11 protein-coding genes and 1 pseudogene are annotated in these 14,302 nt (G+C 64.9%); 3 read left to right on the forward strand and 9 right to left on the reverse strand.

The features are described 5' to 3' along the window. Positions 1–553 precede the first annotated feature (553 nt). From ABZS58_RS49800 to ABZS58_RS49825, 6 genes and pseudogenes are all read right to left on the reverse strand, one after another. Positions 554–2,491, reverse strand: a complete 1,938-nt coding sequence (locus ABZS58_RS49800; RefSeq protein ID WP_354791739.1) for a recombinase family protein — start codon at positions 2,489–2,491, stop codon at positions 554–556. Then, on the reverse strand, positions 2,488–2,919 hold the full coding sequence (locus ABZS58_RS49805) for a hypothetical protein (protein ID WP_354791740.1): 432 nt from the start codon (positions 2,917–2,919) through the stop codon (positions 2,488–2,490). The genes ABZS58_RS49800 and ABZS58_RS49805 overlap by 4 nt, the downstream gene beginning before the upstream one ends. A 160-nt stretch (positions 2,920–3,079) precedes the next feature. Next, positions 3,080–3,295 carry a hypothetical protein gene (locus ABZS58_RS49810; protein ID WP_354791741.1) on the reverse strand — a complete coding sequence of 72 codons (216 nt, stop codon included), beginning with the start codon at positions 3,293–3,295 and terminating at the stop codon, positions 3,080–3,082. Further along, a pseudogene (locus ABZS58_RS49815) lies at positions 3,288–3,437 on the reverse strand (site-specific DNA-methyltransferase); the annotation flags it as partial. The gene ABZS58_RS49810 and the pseudogene ABZS58_RS49815, both read right to left, overlap by 8 nt. Before the next feature lie 708 nt (positions 3,438–4,145). Then, the gene (locus ABZS58_RS49820; RefSeq protein WP_354791742.1) at positions 4,146–4,352 is read right to left on the reverse strand and encodes a DUF397 domain-containing protein; all 207 of its coding nucleotides are present in this window, start codon (positions 4,350–4,352) and stop codon (positions 4,146–4,148) included. Further along, entirely contained in the window at positions 4,349–5,233 is an 885-nt protein-coding gene (locus ABZS58_RS49825) for a helix-turn-helix transcriptional regulator (RefSeq protein WP_354791744.1), read from the reverse strand. The genes ABZS58_RS49820 and ABZS58_RS49825 overlap by 4 nt, the downstream gene beginning before the upstream one ends. Before the next feature lie 311 nt (positions 5,234–5,544). Between ABZS58_RS49825 and ABZS58_RS49830 the strand changes: the two genes are divergently transcribed. The 3 genes from ABZS58_RS49830 to ABZS58_RS49840 all read left to right on the forward strand — a co-directional run bounded on the left by ABZS58_RS49830 (position 5,545) and on the right by ABZS58_RS49840 (position 7,571). Continuing rightward, positions 5,545–5,817: a hypothetical protein gene (locus ABZS58_RS49830; protein WP_354791746.1), complete on the forward strand. Its 273-nt coding sequence runs from the start codon at positions 5,545–5,547 to the stop codon at positions 5,815–5,817. Next, a complete protein-coding gene (locus ABZS58_RS49835; protein ID WP_354791747.1) occupies positions 5,814–6,287 on the forward strand; it encodes a hypothetical protein in 474 nt (157 codons plus the stop codon). The genes ABZS58_RS49830 and ABZS58_RS49835 overlap by 4 nt, the downstream gene beginning before the upstream one ends. Positions 6,288–6,671: 384 nt before the next feature. After that, complete coding sequence (locus ABZS58_RS49840; RefSeq protein ID WP_354791749.1) at positions 6,672–7,571, forward strand: MFS transporter; 900 nt, start codon at positions 6,672–6,674, stop codon at positions 7,569–7,571. Here the strand turns inward: ABZS58_RS49840 and ABZS58_RS49845 are convergent. The 3 genes from ABZS58_RS49845 to ABZS58_RS49855 are packed head-to-tail and all read right to left on the reverse strand — an operon-like array spanning position 7,478 to position 14,042. Further along, on the reverse strand, positions 7,478–9,040 hold the full coding sequence (locus ABZS58_RS49845) for a class I SAM-dependent DNA methyltransferase (protein WP_354791750.1): 1,563 nt from the start codon (positions 9,038–9,040) through the stop codon (positions 7,478–7,480). The two genes, ABZS58_RS49840 and ABZS58_RS49845, sit on opposite strands and share 94 nt — an antisense overlap. Continuing rightward, positions 9,037–10,500: a restriction endonuclease subunit S gene (locus ABZS58_RS49850; RefSeq protein ID WP_354791753.1), complete on the reverse strand. Its 1,464-nt coding sequence runs from the start codon at positions 10,498–10,500 to the stop codon at positions 9,037–9,039. The genes ABZS58_RS49845 and ABZS58_RS49850 overlap by 4 nt, the downstream gene beginning before the upstream one ends. A gap of 2 nt (positions 10,501–10,502) precedes the next feature. Beyond that, positions 10,503–14,042, reverse strand: coding sequence for a DEAD/DEAH box helicase family protein (locus ABZS58_RS49855; protein WP_354791752.1), 3,540 nt, complete (start codon positions 14,040–14,042; stop codon positions 10,503–10,505). Positions 14,043–14,302: the final 260 nt, after the last annotated feature.

Raw genomic sequence — 14,302 nt, forward strand, 5'->3', positions numbered from 1 at the left:
GAAGCACTACGCATCAACGCGGCACGCGACACCACCTGACTGGTCGGCCCCGCCCAGGCCGGTACGGGCGTCAAACGGACGCCGTGCCAGCATTCGCGGTCGCCCAGCCGTTCAGCGTGCCGGCTGCGAGGCCCCGGGCAACCGCAACCACAGCAAACGACAGCGCCCACCGGACACGTCGGCGATGGGCGCGGGCGACTGGAGCCGCTGCCAGCTGCTGCGTCCCAGAGCGCCGAACCGGGCTGCAACGGTCAGCGAGCGCAGGGCCAGCCGACGCTGGCCCATAGCCGGCCCGCCATGCCGCCCGGCTCCAAACCGAGCGCGGCTGACGCATCAACGAGAACACCGACCCAGACCCAGTCCGGGTCTTCGATGACGCCCCTCCCAGGTCGGGATGTCGTCGTGCAGGTGTGTAGCCTTCCTGATTCGCTGCGCACATCTGGCCGCGATCCGGGCAGGTCCGATGTCGATCATTAGGTTGAACGCGAGAATGCCCTGGGAGGTTCGCCCGGGGCATTCTCGATCGCTCAAAGCGTGAAGCTGGCGTCCACGATCAGTGATCGTCCGGTCGCGCTGCGCGTTTGCAGTTCTGTGGCGTGCCCCCGGCAGGGCACGTCATGGATCTGTGCCAACCGGGACCGGGGTCGGCCCCGCCGTTGGCGGGGCCGACCGGTTCGTGTGCGCGGCGTTGGCGTGGGGTGCGGTGTGTCGGGGTGGGTGGGGCGCCGCTGGCGTCGGTCAGGTTGGGTATGGCATCGGCGCTGATCTGGGCGCGGTAGGTGGCGCGGTGCGCACGTCGGTCGTAGTGGATCTGGACTGCGAAGGCGGTGAGGAGTCGGTGGAGCCGGTCGGCGGGCAGGTCTTCGAGTCTGATCTGCATGGTCGGCAGGTCGTTGAGCAGTTCGATGGGTCCGGGCGTGGTGGTTGGGGCGTTGGCCTGGAGGTGGGCGAGTCCGGCCTGCCGAAGGGTCTTCTGTTGTTCGAGTTCGGTGATGCGGCGGTTGACGCGGTCGAAGACGCTGCCGTCGGGGTCGTCGCGTTCTTCGAGGATGGTGGTGAGCCGGTCGAGGCGGGTGTCCGCGTCAGCGACGGCACGCCGGACGGCATCAACCTTCTGGTGGTGCTCCTCGGCTTCGCGGATGCCGGCGATGTCGAGGCTGCGGGTGGCGAGGGCGATCCGGTCGGTGCCGAAGACGTGGGTGTTGAAGAACCGCACGACCCCGTCGAGGAGGTCCCGTTCGGGCAGCCAGATCGACGGCGGGTGCCCTTCGGGGATCGCACGTTGCCGGGGCTGGCAGTAGTAGTAGATGTTGGTTCGTTTCGTCTTGCCGTGCATCCGACGCTGACACAGCGTGCAGTGCACGTGGGACCGGAGCCGGTAGACGTGTTGAGTCTGGCGGTGCGGGTTGGCAATGGCGCCGAGCGCGTCTGATCGGGAGCCCTGGCGGGTGTTGGCGATGGCTTGCGCGGCGAAGAACAGGTCGAGGCTGACTGCGGCGGGGTGGGTGGGTGTCTCGGAGACGACCCATTCTTCGCGGCGGTTGTTCTTGCCAGGGTGGAGTTTGTCTTTGGTGGAGCGGCGGTTCCACACCATGTAGCCCGTGTATTTGAGGTTGCACAGGATTTCCCGGACGGCGCTGCCGGTCCACCATCCGACGGCGCGTTCGGGGTCGACGGGTTGTGGTGGCGGGTACCGGTCGAGGTCGGTGTTGAGCCGTTCGGCGATGGCCCGGTACCCGAGGTGTTCATCGACGCGCCACGCGTAGATGACCGCGACGACCGGTCCGCGTACCGGGTCGAGCTGAAGTTTCGTCTTGTGCTTGCCCTGGGCGCGTTTCGCGGGCACGGGGTGCTTGTGCTTCTCGGCGAGGAACCCGTAGGGCGGTTTGCCGATGTTCCAGCCTTGGGTGGTGTGGGTTTCGAACCCGTCCCAGGACTTCTCCAGCATTTCGATGATGTACCACTCGGCGACGCCCTGTTTGGTGCGGCGGAGCAGGACCTGACTGGCGCGTTTGCGTCTGCGGCCGTTGGTGTGCCCGTCGAGGATGATCGGCTCGTCGGCCGCGAGGAGTGGGATGCCGGCGAGTTCGAGGTCGTGTTCGATTTTGGTGCCCTGGTGTGTGTAGCGGGCGATGCGGTCGATGGACTCGCAGATGACGACGTCGAAGCGGCGGTCCGGTGCGGTGGCCTCGGTGAGGAGGTCGTTGAGGCCGCCGTCGCGTTGGATGCCAATGTCGTACTTGCTCCATGCGGTGCTGGAGCCTCGTTGTGCGAGTTCCTTGCGGGAGGATTCGACGTCGTAGAACCAGGCGACGATGACCATCCCGGGCAGGAGTGCACGCTCGCTGTTGGTCAGCTGGCGAGGCAGCGACAGGGTCGGGTCCTGCTGTTCGTCGGTGGAGGTCCGGCCGAGGAACGCGACGCGGACGGTCGGTTGCTGGAGTGGGCTGGTGGCAGTGGGGCGTAGCCACTCGGGCAGGGTGGCGGTCACCGAGGGTCTCCTTCCTGGCTGAGCGCGATGACGGTGTCGAGGCTGGGCAGGGGAAGGACGTGACAGGCGGTGCTGTGGGTGGCGAACCGGTTGGAGTCGGCGTGCCACCATTGCCGGGCTCGGTCGGGTCCGGTGAACGGTCCGACGGCGAGCAGGCGGCGGCTGAGTGGGTGGATGGCCACGATGACGGTCGGTGCGTTGAGGTCGGCGACGGTCGCGTCACGTGGTGGGTGGACCGGTGCGGCGGCAACGGCGGTGGGGGCGTTCGTGTACTGGTAGGGGTGGGTCAGGGTGCCGGACGGCCGGTCGTAGGCGTCTGGCGGGCACAGCAGGACGGTGATGGTGTCGGCGCCGCCGGGTGTAGTGGCGTCGGCTGCTGGGCGGGCGGTCAGTCGTCCGGCGTCGTCGGTGGTGATGGTGACGTGCATGGGAACCGTGGCCTCCAGTCTGGGTTGGGTGTGCGATCGGCCGCCCGCGTATCCCGGCCCTGGGCCGGGACACGCGGGGTTGGACCGATCCACCCGCACCTCGATGCGGTGATCAAGGCTGGTCATCGGAGGGTGGTACGCCTCAATGCGCGGTCCGGGGTTACTCGGTGGCGAGGCCGGTGCGGTGGTGCTCGTGCAGCCAGGTCAGCACGTCGAGAACGGCCTCGGCTTGCAGGACGGCGAGCCGCCGGCCTTGCTCACCGCCGACCACCGTGATGTTGAACTCCACCTGCAACGCGTCCTCGGTCCGGACGGCGCCAGGCTGATGGTCAACCCGCTCGACGTCACCTCCGGCGCAGCGCGGTGACCTAGCCACGTCCGCGCTCCTGCTGGATCAGCCGTTGCGGGTCCCCGTCGGCGACGGCCGCGCGGACGTTCTGCCGTTGAAGGAACGAGGCGCGCGGTACGAGGACGCCGTCGCGGACTCCGGCGATGAGCGCGACGAGTTCCTCGACCAAGAGGAACAGCCCGCCGCGCGGGCGGTCGGGGTTGGGATGGGGAGTGTGCTGGGGCGTCTGTGGCATGGATGGTGTGGCCACGTCCGCCGACAAGCGCTGACACTAAGGGAATACAAATTCGGGCCTCGTTTTGGCGCCTGGCCGGCTGGCGAACCGGTCACGAAGCCTCTCGCCGTGCCATGTTCAACCTCGTGAACAAGATCGATGCGAGGTTGAACACGCAGGTCAGACCTTGAACACCACTACGGCGGCGCCGCCCGGAACGTTGACGAAAATGAATTTTGGAAGGCGCCGTTCGCCGCGCTGTTGATCAGGGCGATCTGATGGGGCCTCAGTGGCTACGAAATGATCCTGCGGTCAAACGCGGGCCTGGCGAACGGTGAGCGTAGGCAGTTGTGCGGTGCCGCAGCCGCTGACCAACCGAACTCCGACCCTGCCGTCGACGCCGGTGCAGGTGCGTTGTTGGTTGGTCGCAACACCTTCGCTGTTCATGGGGCCGGCCTCACTAGAGGGTTCTAACGAGCGTTCCAACGAGGACTCCAACGACCGGGAACGCTCGCCTGAACCCACGCCCATGCACGCGTCATCCCTGCTGGTCAACGACGGTGAGGGGGCTGGTGTACCGAAACCGACTGATAAGAACTATCACTCCTATCGGGTACCTAAGCTGCCAGCAGCTCCCGCCTCACAGCTCTCGTCTGGCTGGCGTCACGACAGGTCGAACGTGCCGCTCTTGGTGCTCTCGATGAAGGCGGCCCATCCACTGTTGCTGAAAGTCAGCACGGGGCCGGTCTGGTCCTTGGAGTCGCGGACGGCGGTGACGTCCGGGAGGTTGTGGGCGACTTCTACGCAGCTTCCACCGTTGCCGCCGGAGCGGGTGCTCTTGCGCCATACGGCGGCGGAAAGGTCGGTCATGGTGACGTGTACTCCTCGGCTATGGCGGTGATCAGCTTCTTCGATTGTGCGTCGGTCAGTGCTGCGGTGTGGACGCTGGCCCATACCTTGGCGTACGCGTCGATCTCCTGTGGTTTGTCCAGGTAGAGGGCGCCGGTGAGGTTGTCGCTGTAGACGATGGACGGCTCGGCTTCACGCCCGCCGTGCTGCGGAAAGTCCAGGACGGCGAAGTGTCCGCAGGTCATCGCCCGGTGCAAACCGGCGTTGAGGGGCAGCACCCGCACTGACACGTTCGGGAGTTTGGCGACCTCGTTGATGTGGTGGAGCTGTCGTGCCATCGCGGTCCGGTCGGTGGTCGGCCGGCGGAGTACGGGTTCGTTGAGCAGGAAGTCGATGCGCGGGGCTGCGGGGATCTTGCGGGTGAGGAGGGCCTGCCGACCGATGCGGACGGCCACGCTGCGTTCCAGGTCGGCTTCGGTCATGGCCGGGTTGTGCACCTGGTAGACCTCGGTCGCGTACTCCTTGGTCTGCAGGAGTCCGGGGATCAGCTCGGGGTCGTACCACCGAAGTCGGCTGGCCGCGCTCTCCAGTCCGACGTACAGCTCGAACCAGCCGGGGATGGCGTCGCCGTAGGAGTGCCACCATCCGCGGGCTTTGGTCTCCTTGGCCAGGCCCATCAGCGCTTCGGTCATTTCCGGTGCGGCGCCGTAGATCCGGCACATCGCCTCGACGTCCAACGCGCGCATCGAGGTGGCGCCGCCTTCGATCCGCCAGATCTTGGGTGCGGACCACTCCAGTGCTTCGGCGGCGGCTTTGACGGTGATCCGGGCCTCTTCGCGGAGTTGCCGCAGGTATCGCCCGAGTTGGCGGCGGGGAACGGTTGACCCGGTTTCTGCAGTCACGTTGTCACTCCTTTGTCGACTACATACCGGGCGTGCCTTTCACCCGCTATGTAACTCCGGTGTCTTGCATCGCGCAATGAGGTTAGCGTTCGCAATAGAATCACGGCAATCCCATCATTTTGTAATATTGCATTTTTGGGTTGTCGCGTCCACGATGGGTCGCGGGTGCGGCGGTTGACGGACACGCTGCGAGCCTTGGCCGCCGCGCCCTTCCACACCGAGAGGAGCCGCATGACCACGACCGACGCCGGGCAGTTCAGAGCCCGGCACAGCAACAACCCGGACGGCACCCGATACCTGGGAGCACCGCTATGACTGCCGCGCCGGAACCCATGACCGACCTGGACCTTCGGGGACTGCGTGCGTCCATCGAGTCAGAAGACGGTGACCTGATGGTCGTCGTGCACGACGGGGAGACCTGCATCCGTCTGGAGAGCGGTATGGGAGGCACGCGGGAACAGGCGATCCTCGGCGCCGAACGGCTGATCGAGGTTCTGGATCAGTACGTCGGGTTGTTGAAGGTTCGGGCTGGAAGTTGGACGCCGTTCCGCGTAGCGGCCGACCGGACGGGGGAATTGGCGTGACAGCACTGGTCGAGGCGTCGATCGAACAGGAAGTCGAGCAGAAACTGGAACGGGCACAGGCCGAAATCGCCGACCGGACGGTCGCGCTGGAGGTCGCCAACCAGCGATACGAAGCCGCGTTGATGATCGCGCAGCTCCTCGGCCCTCTGGTTGAGAAGGATGGCCTCGCCATCGTTGTGGCCGACGTCGTGGACTGCTGGCGCAGCCTGCCGTCCACGACCCGTAAGGCGTACGAAGAGCGCCTGTACGAGACAGAACTCCAAGCGTTCGCGGGCGACTACACGATCGTCGTGGACCACTCGTGGCGCTCACCTGACCGGGAAGACGCACTCAAAGACGGCGCGGTGGAGGTGATGCGCCGGTTGAGCTGGCAGATCCGCATCGCGCAGATCCGGCAGCGGCAGGTCCTGGGCGAGCCGTTGGACATCGCGTGGCTGGACCAGTTCCCGCTACCGGCTGACGCTGACTAACCACGACCCCGGTGCCCACGTTCGGCATGCTGGGGTCGTGAGTAGGCACTGTTCAGCGCGTGGCGGTACCGGGCGTTCCCGGACCGGCTTGGGTCCGCCACCCGACTGCCTGAGCATGCCTCGGAGGGTTGATGGGTGGACCGGACCACCCAAAGCCGAACGAACGTTGACCGCTGAAGGTCAGGACTGTCGTAACGGTGGTAGGGGGTAGTCGCTTCGATCATCAGCGCGCCGTGGAATGGCGCAGTTCTTTTGGTGCCTCGGACGGAGACAACCCTGCGCTCCCCAACCGCTCTAGCCGTTCCTGAGCTGGGAGTTTTCCTATGCGACCTTGACATTCGACGCTCTTTCGCTGCGCAGGTTGGCGCTCCGGTCAGCGCCGAATTGATCGTCTTCGGTCTGGCCTCGTTCCTCATCGGTGTCGCACCGACCGGATGGTGGCTGATCGCCGCTCGCGCCCTGCAGGGCGTCGGCGCGGCCGTGGTGGCCCCGGCCTCGCTGTCCCTGCTCACGGCCGCGCTCGAAGGACGTGAACGCACCCACGCGGTGGCCGCCTACGGCATCGGTGCCGGCTGCGGCCTGGTCGTCGGCGGCGCCCTGGCCGACCTGCTGTCCTGGCTGGCCGGGTTCATCATCAACGTCCCGACCGCCGCCGCCGCCGTGAAGTACATTCCCGACACCGAACGCAGCACCGGCCGGTTCGACCTGATCGGCGCGGTCTGCGCGACGCTGGGGATGGGTGCGGCGGTGGTGTTCGGGATCGTCAACGCCGCCGACCACGGTTGGGCCAGTTCGGCCACCATCACCGCTCTGGCGATCGGTGCCATCGTGCTCGCCGCCCCAATTCACAACGAGGCCCGCGCCGAACAGCCCATCATGCCGCTGCACCTGTTCGCCAACCACGAGCGCGCCGGCGTCTACCTCGCCCGCACACTGTTCGCCAGCACGATGATCGGGTTCTTCTTCACCACCCAGTTCCTGCAGACGGCTTATGGCTTCAGCCCCTTGCAGGCCGGTCTCGGCTTCCTGCCCATTACCGCGGTGAACTTTCTTCGTCGCCCTGCCCATGCCGTGCCTGACCCAGAGGTGCGGCAACGCCGTCCTGCTCACCGCCGGCCTCGCCATCACCCTCACCGGATTGACTTGGCTAACCCGGGTCACCGCCATCCTGTCCGCAGCTTCGGTAACAATTACTGCTCAGGCAGCTCGCTCACTGTCGACTCGTCGAGGTCTGTCTCGCTCAAGGCATCCGCGATAGCGGCGAACTCGTCGAGAGCGGCCTGAAGGTCGTCGGCGATCTCACGGGCGATCACCGCTGGCGGCAGGAGGCTGTCGCTGTCATCGAGCGCCGGGTCCTTGAGCCACGCGATGTCGAGGTTGACCTTGTCGCGCTTAAGTAACTCGTCGATGGTGAAAGCCTTGAACCGCTCGGTCTCGACGCGCTCACTGCGGGGCTTGCCCGGCTGGTACACGGCGACGAAGTCGTCGAGGTGCGTACGGCGCAGCGGCCGGGTCTTCAGGGTGAAGTGCTCGCCAACGCGGAAGTCGTACACCCACAGCTTCGAGGTCCACGCCTTGCCGTCGGTACGCGGGTTCTTTTTGTCAAAGAACAGCACGTTGGCCTTAACCCCGCCGGCGTAGAAGATCCCGGTCGGCAGCCGCAGCAGCGTGTGGACGTCGAATTCCTTGAGTAGACGCCGCCGGATGGCCTCGCCAGCACCGCCCTCGAACAGGACGTTGTCCGGCAAGACCACAGCCGCCCGACCGTCGATCCTCAGCACAGACATGATGTGCTGCACGAAGTTGAGCTGCTTGTTTGTCGTAGTCGAGCGGAAGTCGGTGCGGTCGTAGGAAATGTCTTCTTTATCGAGCCGCCCGTCCGTGCCATACACGGTAATCGATGATTTCTTGCCGAATGGCGGATTGGCCAGTACCAGGGAGACTCGCTCGTCGCCGGTCGGCTGCTTGGCCAGCGCGTCGCGCACGTCAATCAGCGACGGGCCGTCGCTCATGCCGACCCCGTGCAGGATCATGTTCATCGCAGCCAGCCGGGCGGTACCCGGAACCAGCTCGACTCCATGGATCGCGCCGCTGGAGAGGCGGTCCTGCTGCGCCTTTGTCATGCGACCGCGGTACTTGCGCGCGATGTACGCGTGCGCGGCGATCAGGAAGCCGCCTGTGCCGCACGCTGGGTCCAGGATCGTGTCATCTGGTGTCGGCTGGGAGACCGCGACCATCGCGTCGATCAGCGCTCGTGGCGTGAAGTACTGGCCAGCGCCGGTCTTGACGTCCTCCGCACCCTTGGCGAGCAGGCCTTCGTAGGCGTCACCCTTGATGTCGACTCCGGCGGCGGCCCACTCCTGCTTCCCGATCAGATCAACCGCGAGTTTCTGCAGCTTCGCTGGATCAGTGATCTTGTTTTGGGCCTTAGCAAAGATCGTGCCGAGGTTGGTGTGAGGATGCTTCGCCAACTCGATCAAGACGTGCCGGTAGTGCCGTTCCAGCTCATCGCCCTTCTTCGCTACCAGCGACGCCCAGTCCAGATTCTCGGGTACTACCCGCTTAGGCTCATCGCTCAGATCGTTCTGGTACTGCTCGTCGGCGATCTTCAAAAAGAGCAGGTACGAGAGCTGCTCTACGTAGTCGATCGTGGACAGCCCGTCGTCGCGCAAAACTGTGCAGTAATTCCACAACTTCGCGACGAGAGAGTTCGTCTCAGCCTGAGCGGAGGCACTGATAATCTCGATGGTCACAGCGGGAGCTCTTCCTGCATTACGGCGGATACGTATGTGGTCCGCCTAAGCGGCGCGGTAGATGCCCTATGGCCGCGGGTCGTCTTGACCCGGACTCCGCGTTCAGCCTCGATCGTCTTGAGGAACTCGATCGCCGGCTCCTCGGTTGGATCTTGGGATACGAGCTCGCCGGAAAACGCGCGCAAGAGCAGTGACTTACGCAGATGCTCCGCGCGCTGGAGCGAACTGGTCAGCGCTTTCGTCAAGCGGTTGTGCTTGCCGAGGTAGTCGTCCACGACTTCCAGGATGGCTCGCTGCTCCTGCGGGGTCGGAAGCGGGATCGGCATGGTGGCCAGCTTCGTGCCGTTGATGTTGGCTTGGCCGACTTGCTGGCTCACCACTGAACGGAGGTAAGAGCGGCCGACAGGACTGTTGATCACTAGGTTAAGCCAGTCCGGTTCGACCCCCGGGAGCACACGGCAGCGAATCAAATAAGAGGCGAAAGTCGCCGGGCCGGAGTCGCTCCGATACACCGCACTCTTGCCGACGAGTTCTGCGCTATTGGTGCGGTTGAAGAGGATGTCGCCATCCGTTAGCGAGAGCTTCTGGACGTCGGGATGGCTTGCTGGCAGGTACTTCAGCGAACTATAGTCCAGCTCGCGATTCTGGATATTGCCCATGCGGATAACAGGCACATCACCGGGAGTAGAATCGGAGTGCGCCTTGGCCGAGGTCCCGTACTCGATGCTCCAGGTAAGCTCATCGAGGGACATTGTCGTCCAGTTGGTCGGGATCGTCATGGCGAGCGGAGACGAGGCGAGTTTTGGGGTCGTGCGTCCGCTGCTCATCGACCGGCGTAGCCTGCTGAGCTCTTGTGCGTAAGGGCTGATCTCGTCGACGGGCTCGTGGTGGCTCATGAGCACTCCGCGAACGGCTTGGTCGATTACTGCTGCTTCCAAGGCCCGGCACCGGCGGAGATTCGCTCGTATGATCGAGCAGGCCGCGTCGAGGCGGGACAGGTGGTCTTCGAGGGCTTCGACGATTCGGCGTTGCTCGGAGAGTGGCGGCAGGGCGATCTGAAGGTTATCGAACCTTCCCCGGGTGACGTGAACCATGCCGGACCCATGCGTCTCCTGCATGAGTTCCGCAAGCTTATAGTCGATCAGATAGCGGTGAAATGTCTTATCGATCGCGGATTCTACTTTGAAGATATGCTGATTTAGGGCGCTTTCAGGCCCGGACCAAATGTATGCACCGAGGGTTGCGGCCCACGAAATGAGAAGATCGCCCGGCTTCACGACATAGCGTTGCTCAAGGTCGCCCGCGAAGTAATTGAAATCCGTCCCGGAGCCCGTCAGATTCTGGATGCGGATGATAGGCCGTCCAGCCGTGGACCACTCAGACTTCTTGAATCCTCGTCCATTGATGTACTGGCCGAGGTTGCCTAGCGTGGTCCAAGCCCAGCCGTTCGGTAATTCCATGCTCAAGCCAGTTCTCTATCCATCTCGGCAATTAGAGCGCGGGCGCGGTCCCGGCCACCGAAACATCTGATGAAGCCAGCCTGGCCACCGCGTTCGGTGAAGGGTACGCCATGGACGTCCCCTACTGAGATCCCCACACCGATGGCGACCGTGTCGCGGATCTGCTCCAGCCACCAAATCTGGTCGGGCGTGAACTCGGCCCCTGCCTGACTCTGTCGAAGCAGCCAGCCCGCGAAGCGTTCCTCAACCGCGCTGCGGTACGGCTTGAGCTCGGTGTCCAGCCCGAGCTCATAGCGGATCAGGCTGACCAGGTCGGGTAGCTGTGCGTTCCCGCGTGGCGACATGACGGACGTACCGAGAGTCTCGTAGGCACTCCACAGAATGTCCGGGGTCCAGGCGTGCGGTGGCCTGCGGATGCGTGCGGCGATCTCAGTGAGCTTGTCGAGCGCGTCGCGTCCGCCGGCGCGAGCCGCGGTCAGGACTTGGATTGCGGTGATTTCGTCGCGGTGCTCGGCCAGATATGCGCGCCAGGACCCCACCGTCGAGGCGGCGCGCTCCTCCCGGGGTACCTCGACGAGGTCGATGACCTCGTCTTTGCTGGTCTCGTCGTAAGTGATGTCGTGGTCACGGCGGATCTCGAGGATGCGGGCGCGCAGTGGCGGGTTACCGGTCAGCGGGGCAATCGCGTCCTCGAGGAGCTTGCGGGCGGCGGCCGGCCCGCCCTTCGCGCGGGCCTGTTCCTGCCGGTCGGGGTCGATGGCGGTGACGATGCGGCGGGCGATTTCGGCGATAGTCACGCCATTGCCGACGGTGGCCAGCTCTTGTCGTTCGGCTGGGCTGATCTGTTGGTTGAGGCGGGCGAGTCGGCCAGCGACTGCGGCAGCCTCCGTCTCGTTGATGGCTTTGGTCGCGCATTTCTGGAGCAGCTTTTCGAGACTGATCTGCTTCTCGGTGGCGGCCGTCAGGGGCTTGGCGTCGACCAGTGGGGAGTCGGTGACCCCGACCGCGTCTAGCAGTATGAAGCGGTCCTTCGCGATCCCGGCGACCGCTCCGGGGGTGACCTCCCGCAGCTCGTCGGCGTCGAGGGTGCGCGCGCCGCGCCCTTTCATCTGTTCGAAGAGCACAGCGCTGCGGACCGCCCGCAGGAAGATCACGCATTCCAGGGCACGAACGTCGGTTCCGGTCGCGATCATGTCTACGGTCACCGCGATGCGCAGCGCGGCGTCGTGACGCAGGTCGTTGATGAGCGTGTCCGGGTTCTTGCCAGCGGCACGGACCTTGTAGGTGATCTTCGTGGCGAAGTCGTCGCCTGCCCCGAAGACCAGCTTGGCGTGGCGTAATACATCCTCGGCGTGGTTGTCGTCCGCAGCGAAAATGAGCGTTTTGGGTAGCACCTCGCGGTCGGGGAACCAGCGCCGCCAGTTGTCCCGGTAGGTCGTGAGCACGGTGCGGATGTGATCCTCGGCGATGACTGAGCGGCCGAGCTGCCTGTTGGTATAGACGAAGTCTTCGTCGAGCTGCTCGAGGCGCTGGGCACGGGTCTTGCGGTTACGGACCTTGACCGTGGTGCCCTCGTCGATCAGCGAACCCTGGGACCCGATCTTGGTCGATAGGCGCACCACGTCGAAGTCGACGTTCACGCCGTCGGCGACCGCCATCTCATAGGTGTACTCGGAGACCAGGTTCTGGTGGAAGAAACCGAGGGTCTGCTTTGTCGGGGTCGCTGTAAGACCGACGATGTGGGCATCGAAGTAGTCCAGCACACCTCGCCAAAGCCCGTAGATCGAGCGGTGGCACTCGTCCACGATGATCATGTCAAAGGATTCGGGTGGCACCTGCGGGTTGTACTCGACGGTGATCGGTGCGTCATCGTCGTCCGGGCTGTCGGCGCTCGTGTCTTCGGTATCGTCGGCCGCGTCGTCGTTGACCACGGCTTCCCCGCGCAGCAGCGCGTACATCTTCTGGATCGTGCAGATCAGCACGCTGGAGGACTCCTGGACCTGGTCGCCGGCCAGGCGTTCCACGTTGTAGAGCTCGCTGAACTTGCGCCCGTCGTCAGGGGTGACGTAGTTGCGGAACTCCCCGAGCGCTTGGCGGCCGAGGTTGTTGCGGTCGACCAAAAACAGCACCCGCTTGGCCTTGCCGTGCTTTAGCAGCCGGTAGCTCTCGGTGACTGCGGTGAATGTCTTGCCCGCACCGGTCGCCATCTGGATCAGGCCCCGAGGCAGGTCGTCGGCGAGAGACGCTTCCAGCCCGGTGATCGCGTCGATCTGCGCCTGACGCAGCCCGCTGGTCTCCAATGTCGGCATCGACTTCAGTCGTGCTCGGTAGGTAGGCGCGTCCGGTTCCTCGTCAGCCTGGCGCATCCAACCGGCGACCGTCTCCGGGCGGTGGAAGGAAAACACTTCACGGGTGCGGGCATGCGGATCCAGGCGGTTGAGGAATACAGTCTCCGTCCCGGTGGTCGCGTATCGGAACGCGAATGGCTCTGACTCTCGCCACACGGCGAGGGAATGCTCCTTCAGGACACCTCCGGCATAGCGGGCGATCTGCTTCTGCGCCGCGGTGAGCGTCTCGCCCTCCCGCTTGGCCTCGATGACCCCGACAATCTTGCCATCGACGTAGAGCACGTAGTCGGCCGCACCTGATGCCAACCGGAACTCTCGGACCGCCACTCCGCGCCCGGCCATGGGGTTGAGTTCGCCCATGTCCTGGACCAGCCAGCCAGCCTGGGCGAGCATTGCGTCAATCACCCGACGCGCCTGGACCTCGTTGAGCGGCGCGGGCCGCAGCGCCCGCTCGACAATCGTCTCTCGATCCTTCGAACTGACCTTGTTCGGCTGGTCCTTGAGCGTGTTGAAGGACACCTGCTGCGCCGCGCGCAGCGCCGCCAGCTCGGCCAGTAGCGCCGTATTTTGCGCGCGCAGCTCCTCATGCCGCGAGCGGGATACAGCCACGAGTGACTCAGCCTCGACCCGCGCGCGCTCGTGAGCCTGTGCCAGATCCGCGACCTCGGTGAGTCTGAGTTTCGACTCGGCCAGCGCCTCTCGATCGCGCTCAAGTGTGAAGCGCAGCTCCGCGAGTTCGGCCGGGTTGGCAATGACCGGCTCGGCGGGCGGCACGAAGCCCTCGACGGTGCGGTCGCCGGACAACGCCCGGTGCAGCCACACCCCCAGATCCCAGGCTACCCGGATCGCGCCGAGCGCACGGGCTGTGTCGAACATGTGCCGGTGCGTCGCCTGGTTCCCGACTGTGCGCAGCGTGTCAAACGCCGAGCGCACATTAGACGTCAGCATGCCGGCGTTCGCCAACGCCGCGACGCGATGCACCTGTAGGTCTCCGGACACACGCAGGCCGGCGCGGGTAATCAGCTCCTCCGCCAGAACCTCGCCGAACTGACGGGTGTGAACCAGGGCGGCGTTCGAGTCAGTGAACACCACCGCCTCAGCCTGCGCCCCATAGAGCGCCAGCAGAGGGTTGTAGTGGAAGAGCCTGCCGAAGTTGGCCGAAGCTTGCGCCAGATCAGTCAGCCGCTTGTCCACGTCGCCCTACCCGCCTCTCGATGAGGAAGCTTCCCGCGTTGCATCATAAGCACCGCTGATTGTCCACGCCGCTCCCGTGACAGCGGTTGGCGACCACAGCAGTCACTCTTACGACACAACTACCGCGACTATGCCGCTGCGATTTCATGGTTCTGCTGGCGCCAGTTGAGGTTCCCCCTGAACAGTGGACAGGGCTTTAAGCAGCTCTCGCTGTTCCTGTCAGGGAATGCTCAAACCGGACGGGGCTATGCATCCCGATC

Origin of the sequence: Dactylosporangium sp. NPDC005555 (assembly GCF_040605635.1) — a bacterium.
Classification (GTDB): domain Bacteria; phylum Actinomycetota; class Actinomycetes; order Mycobacteriales; family Micromonosporaceae; genus Dactylosporangium.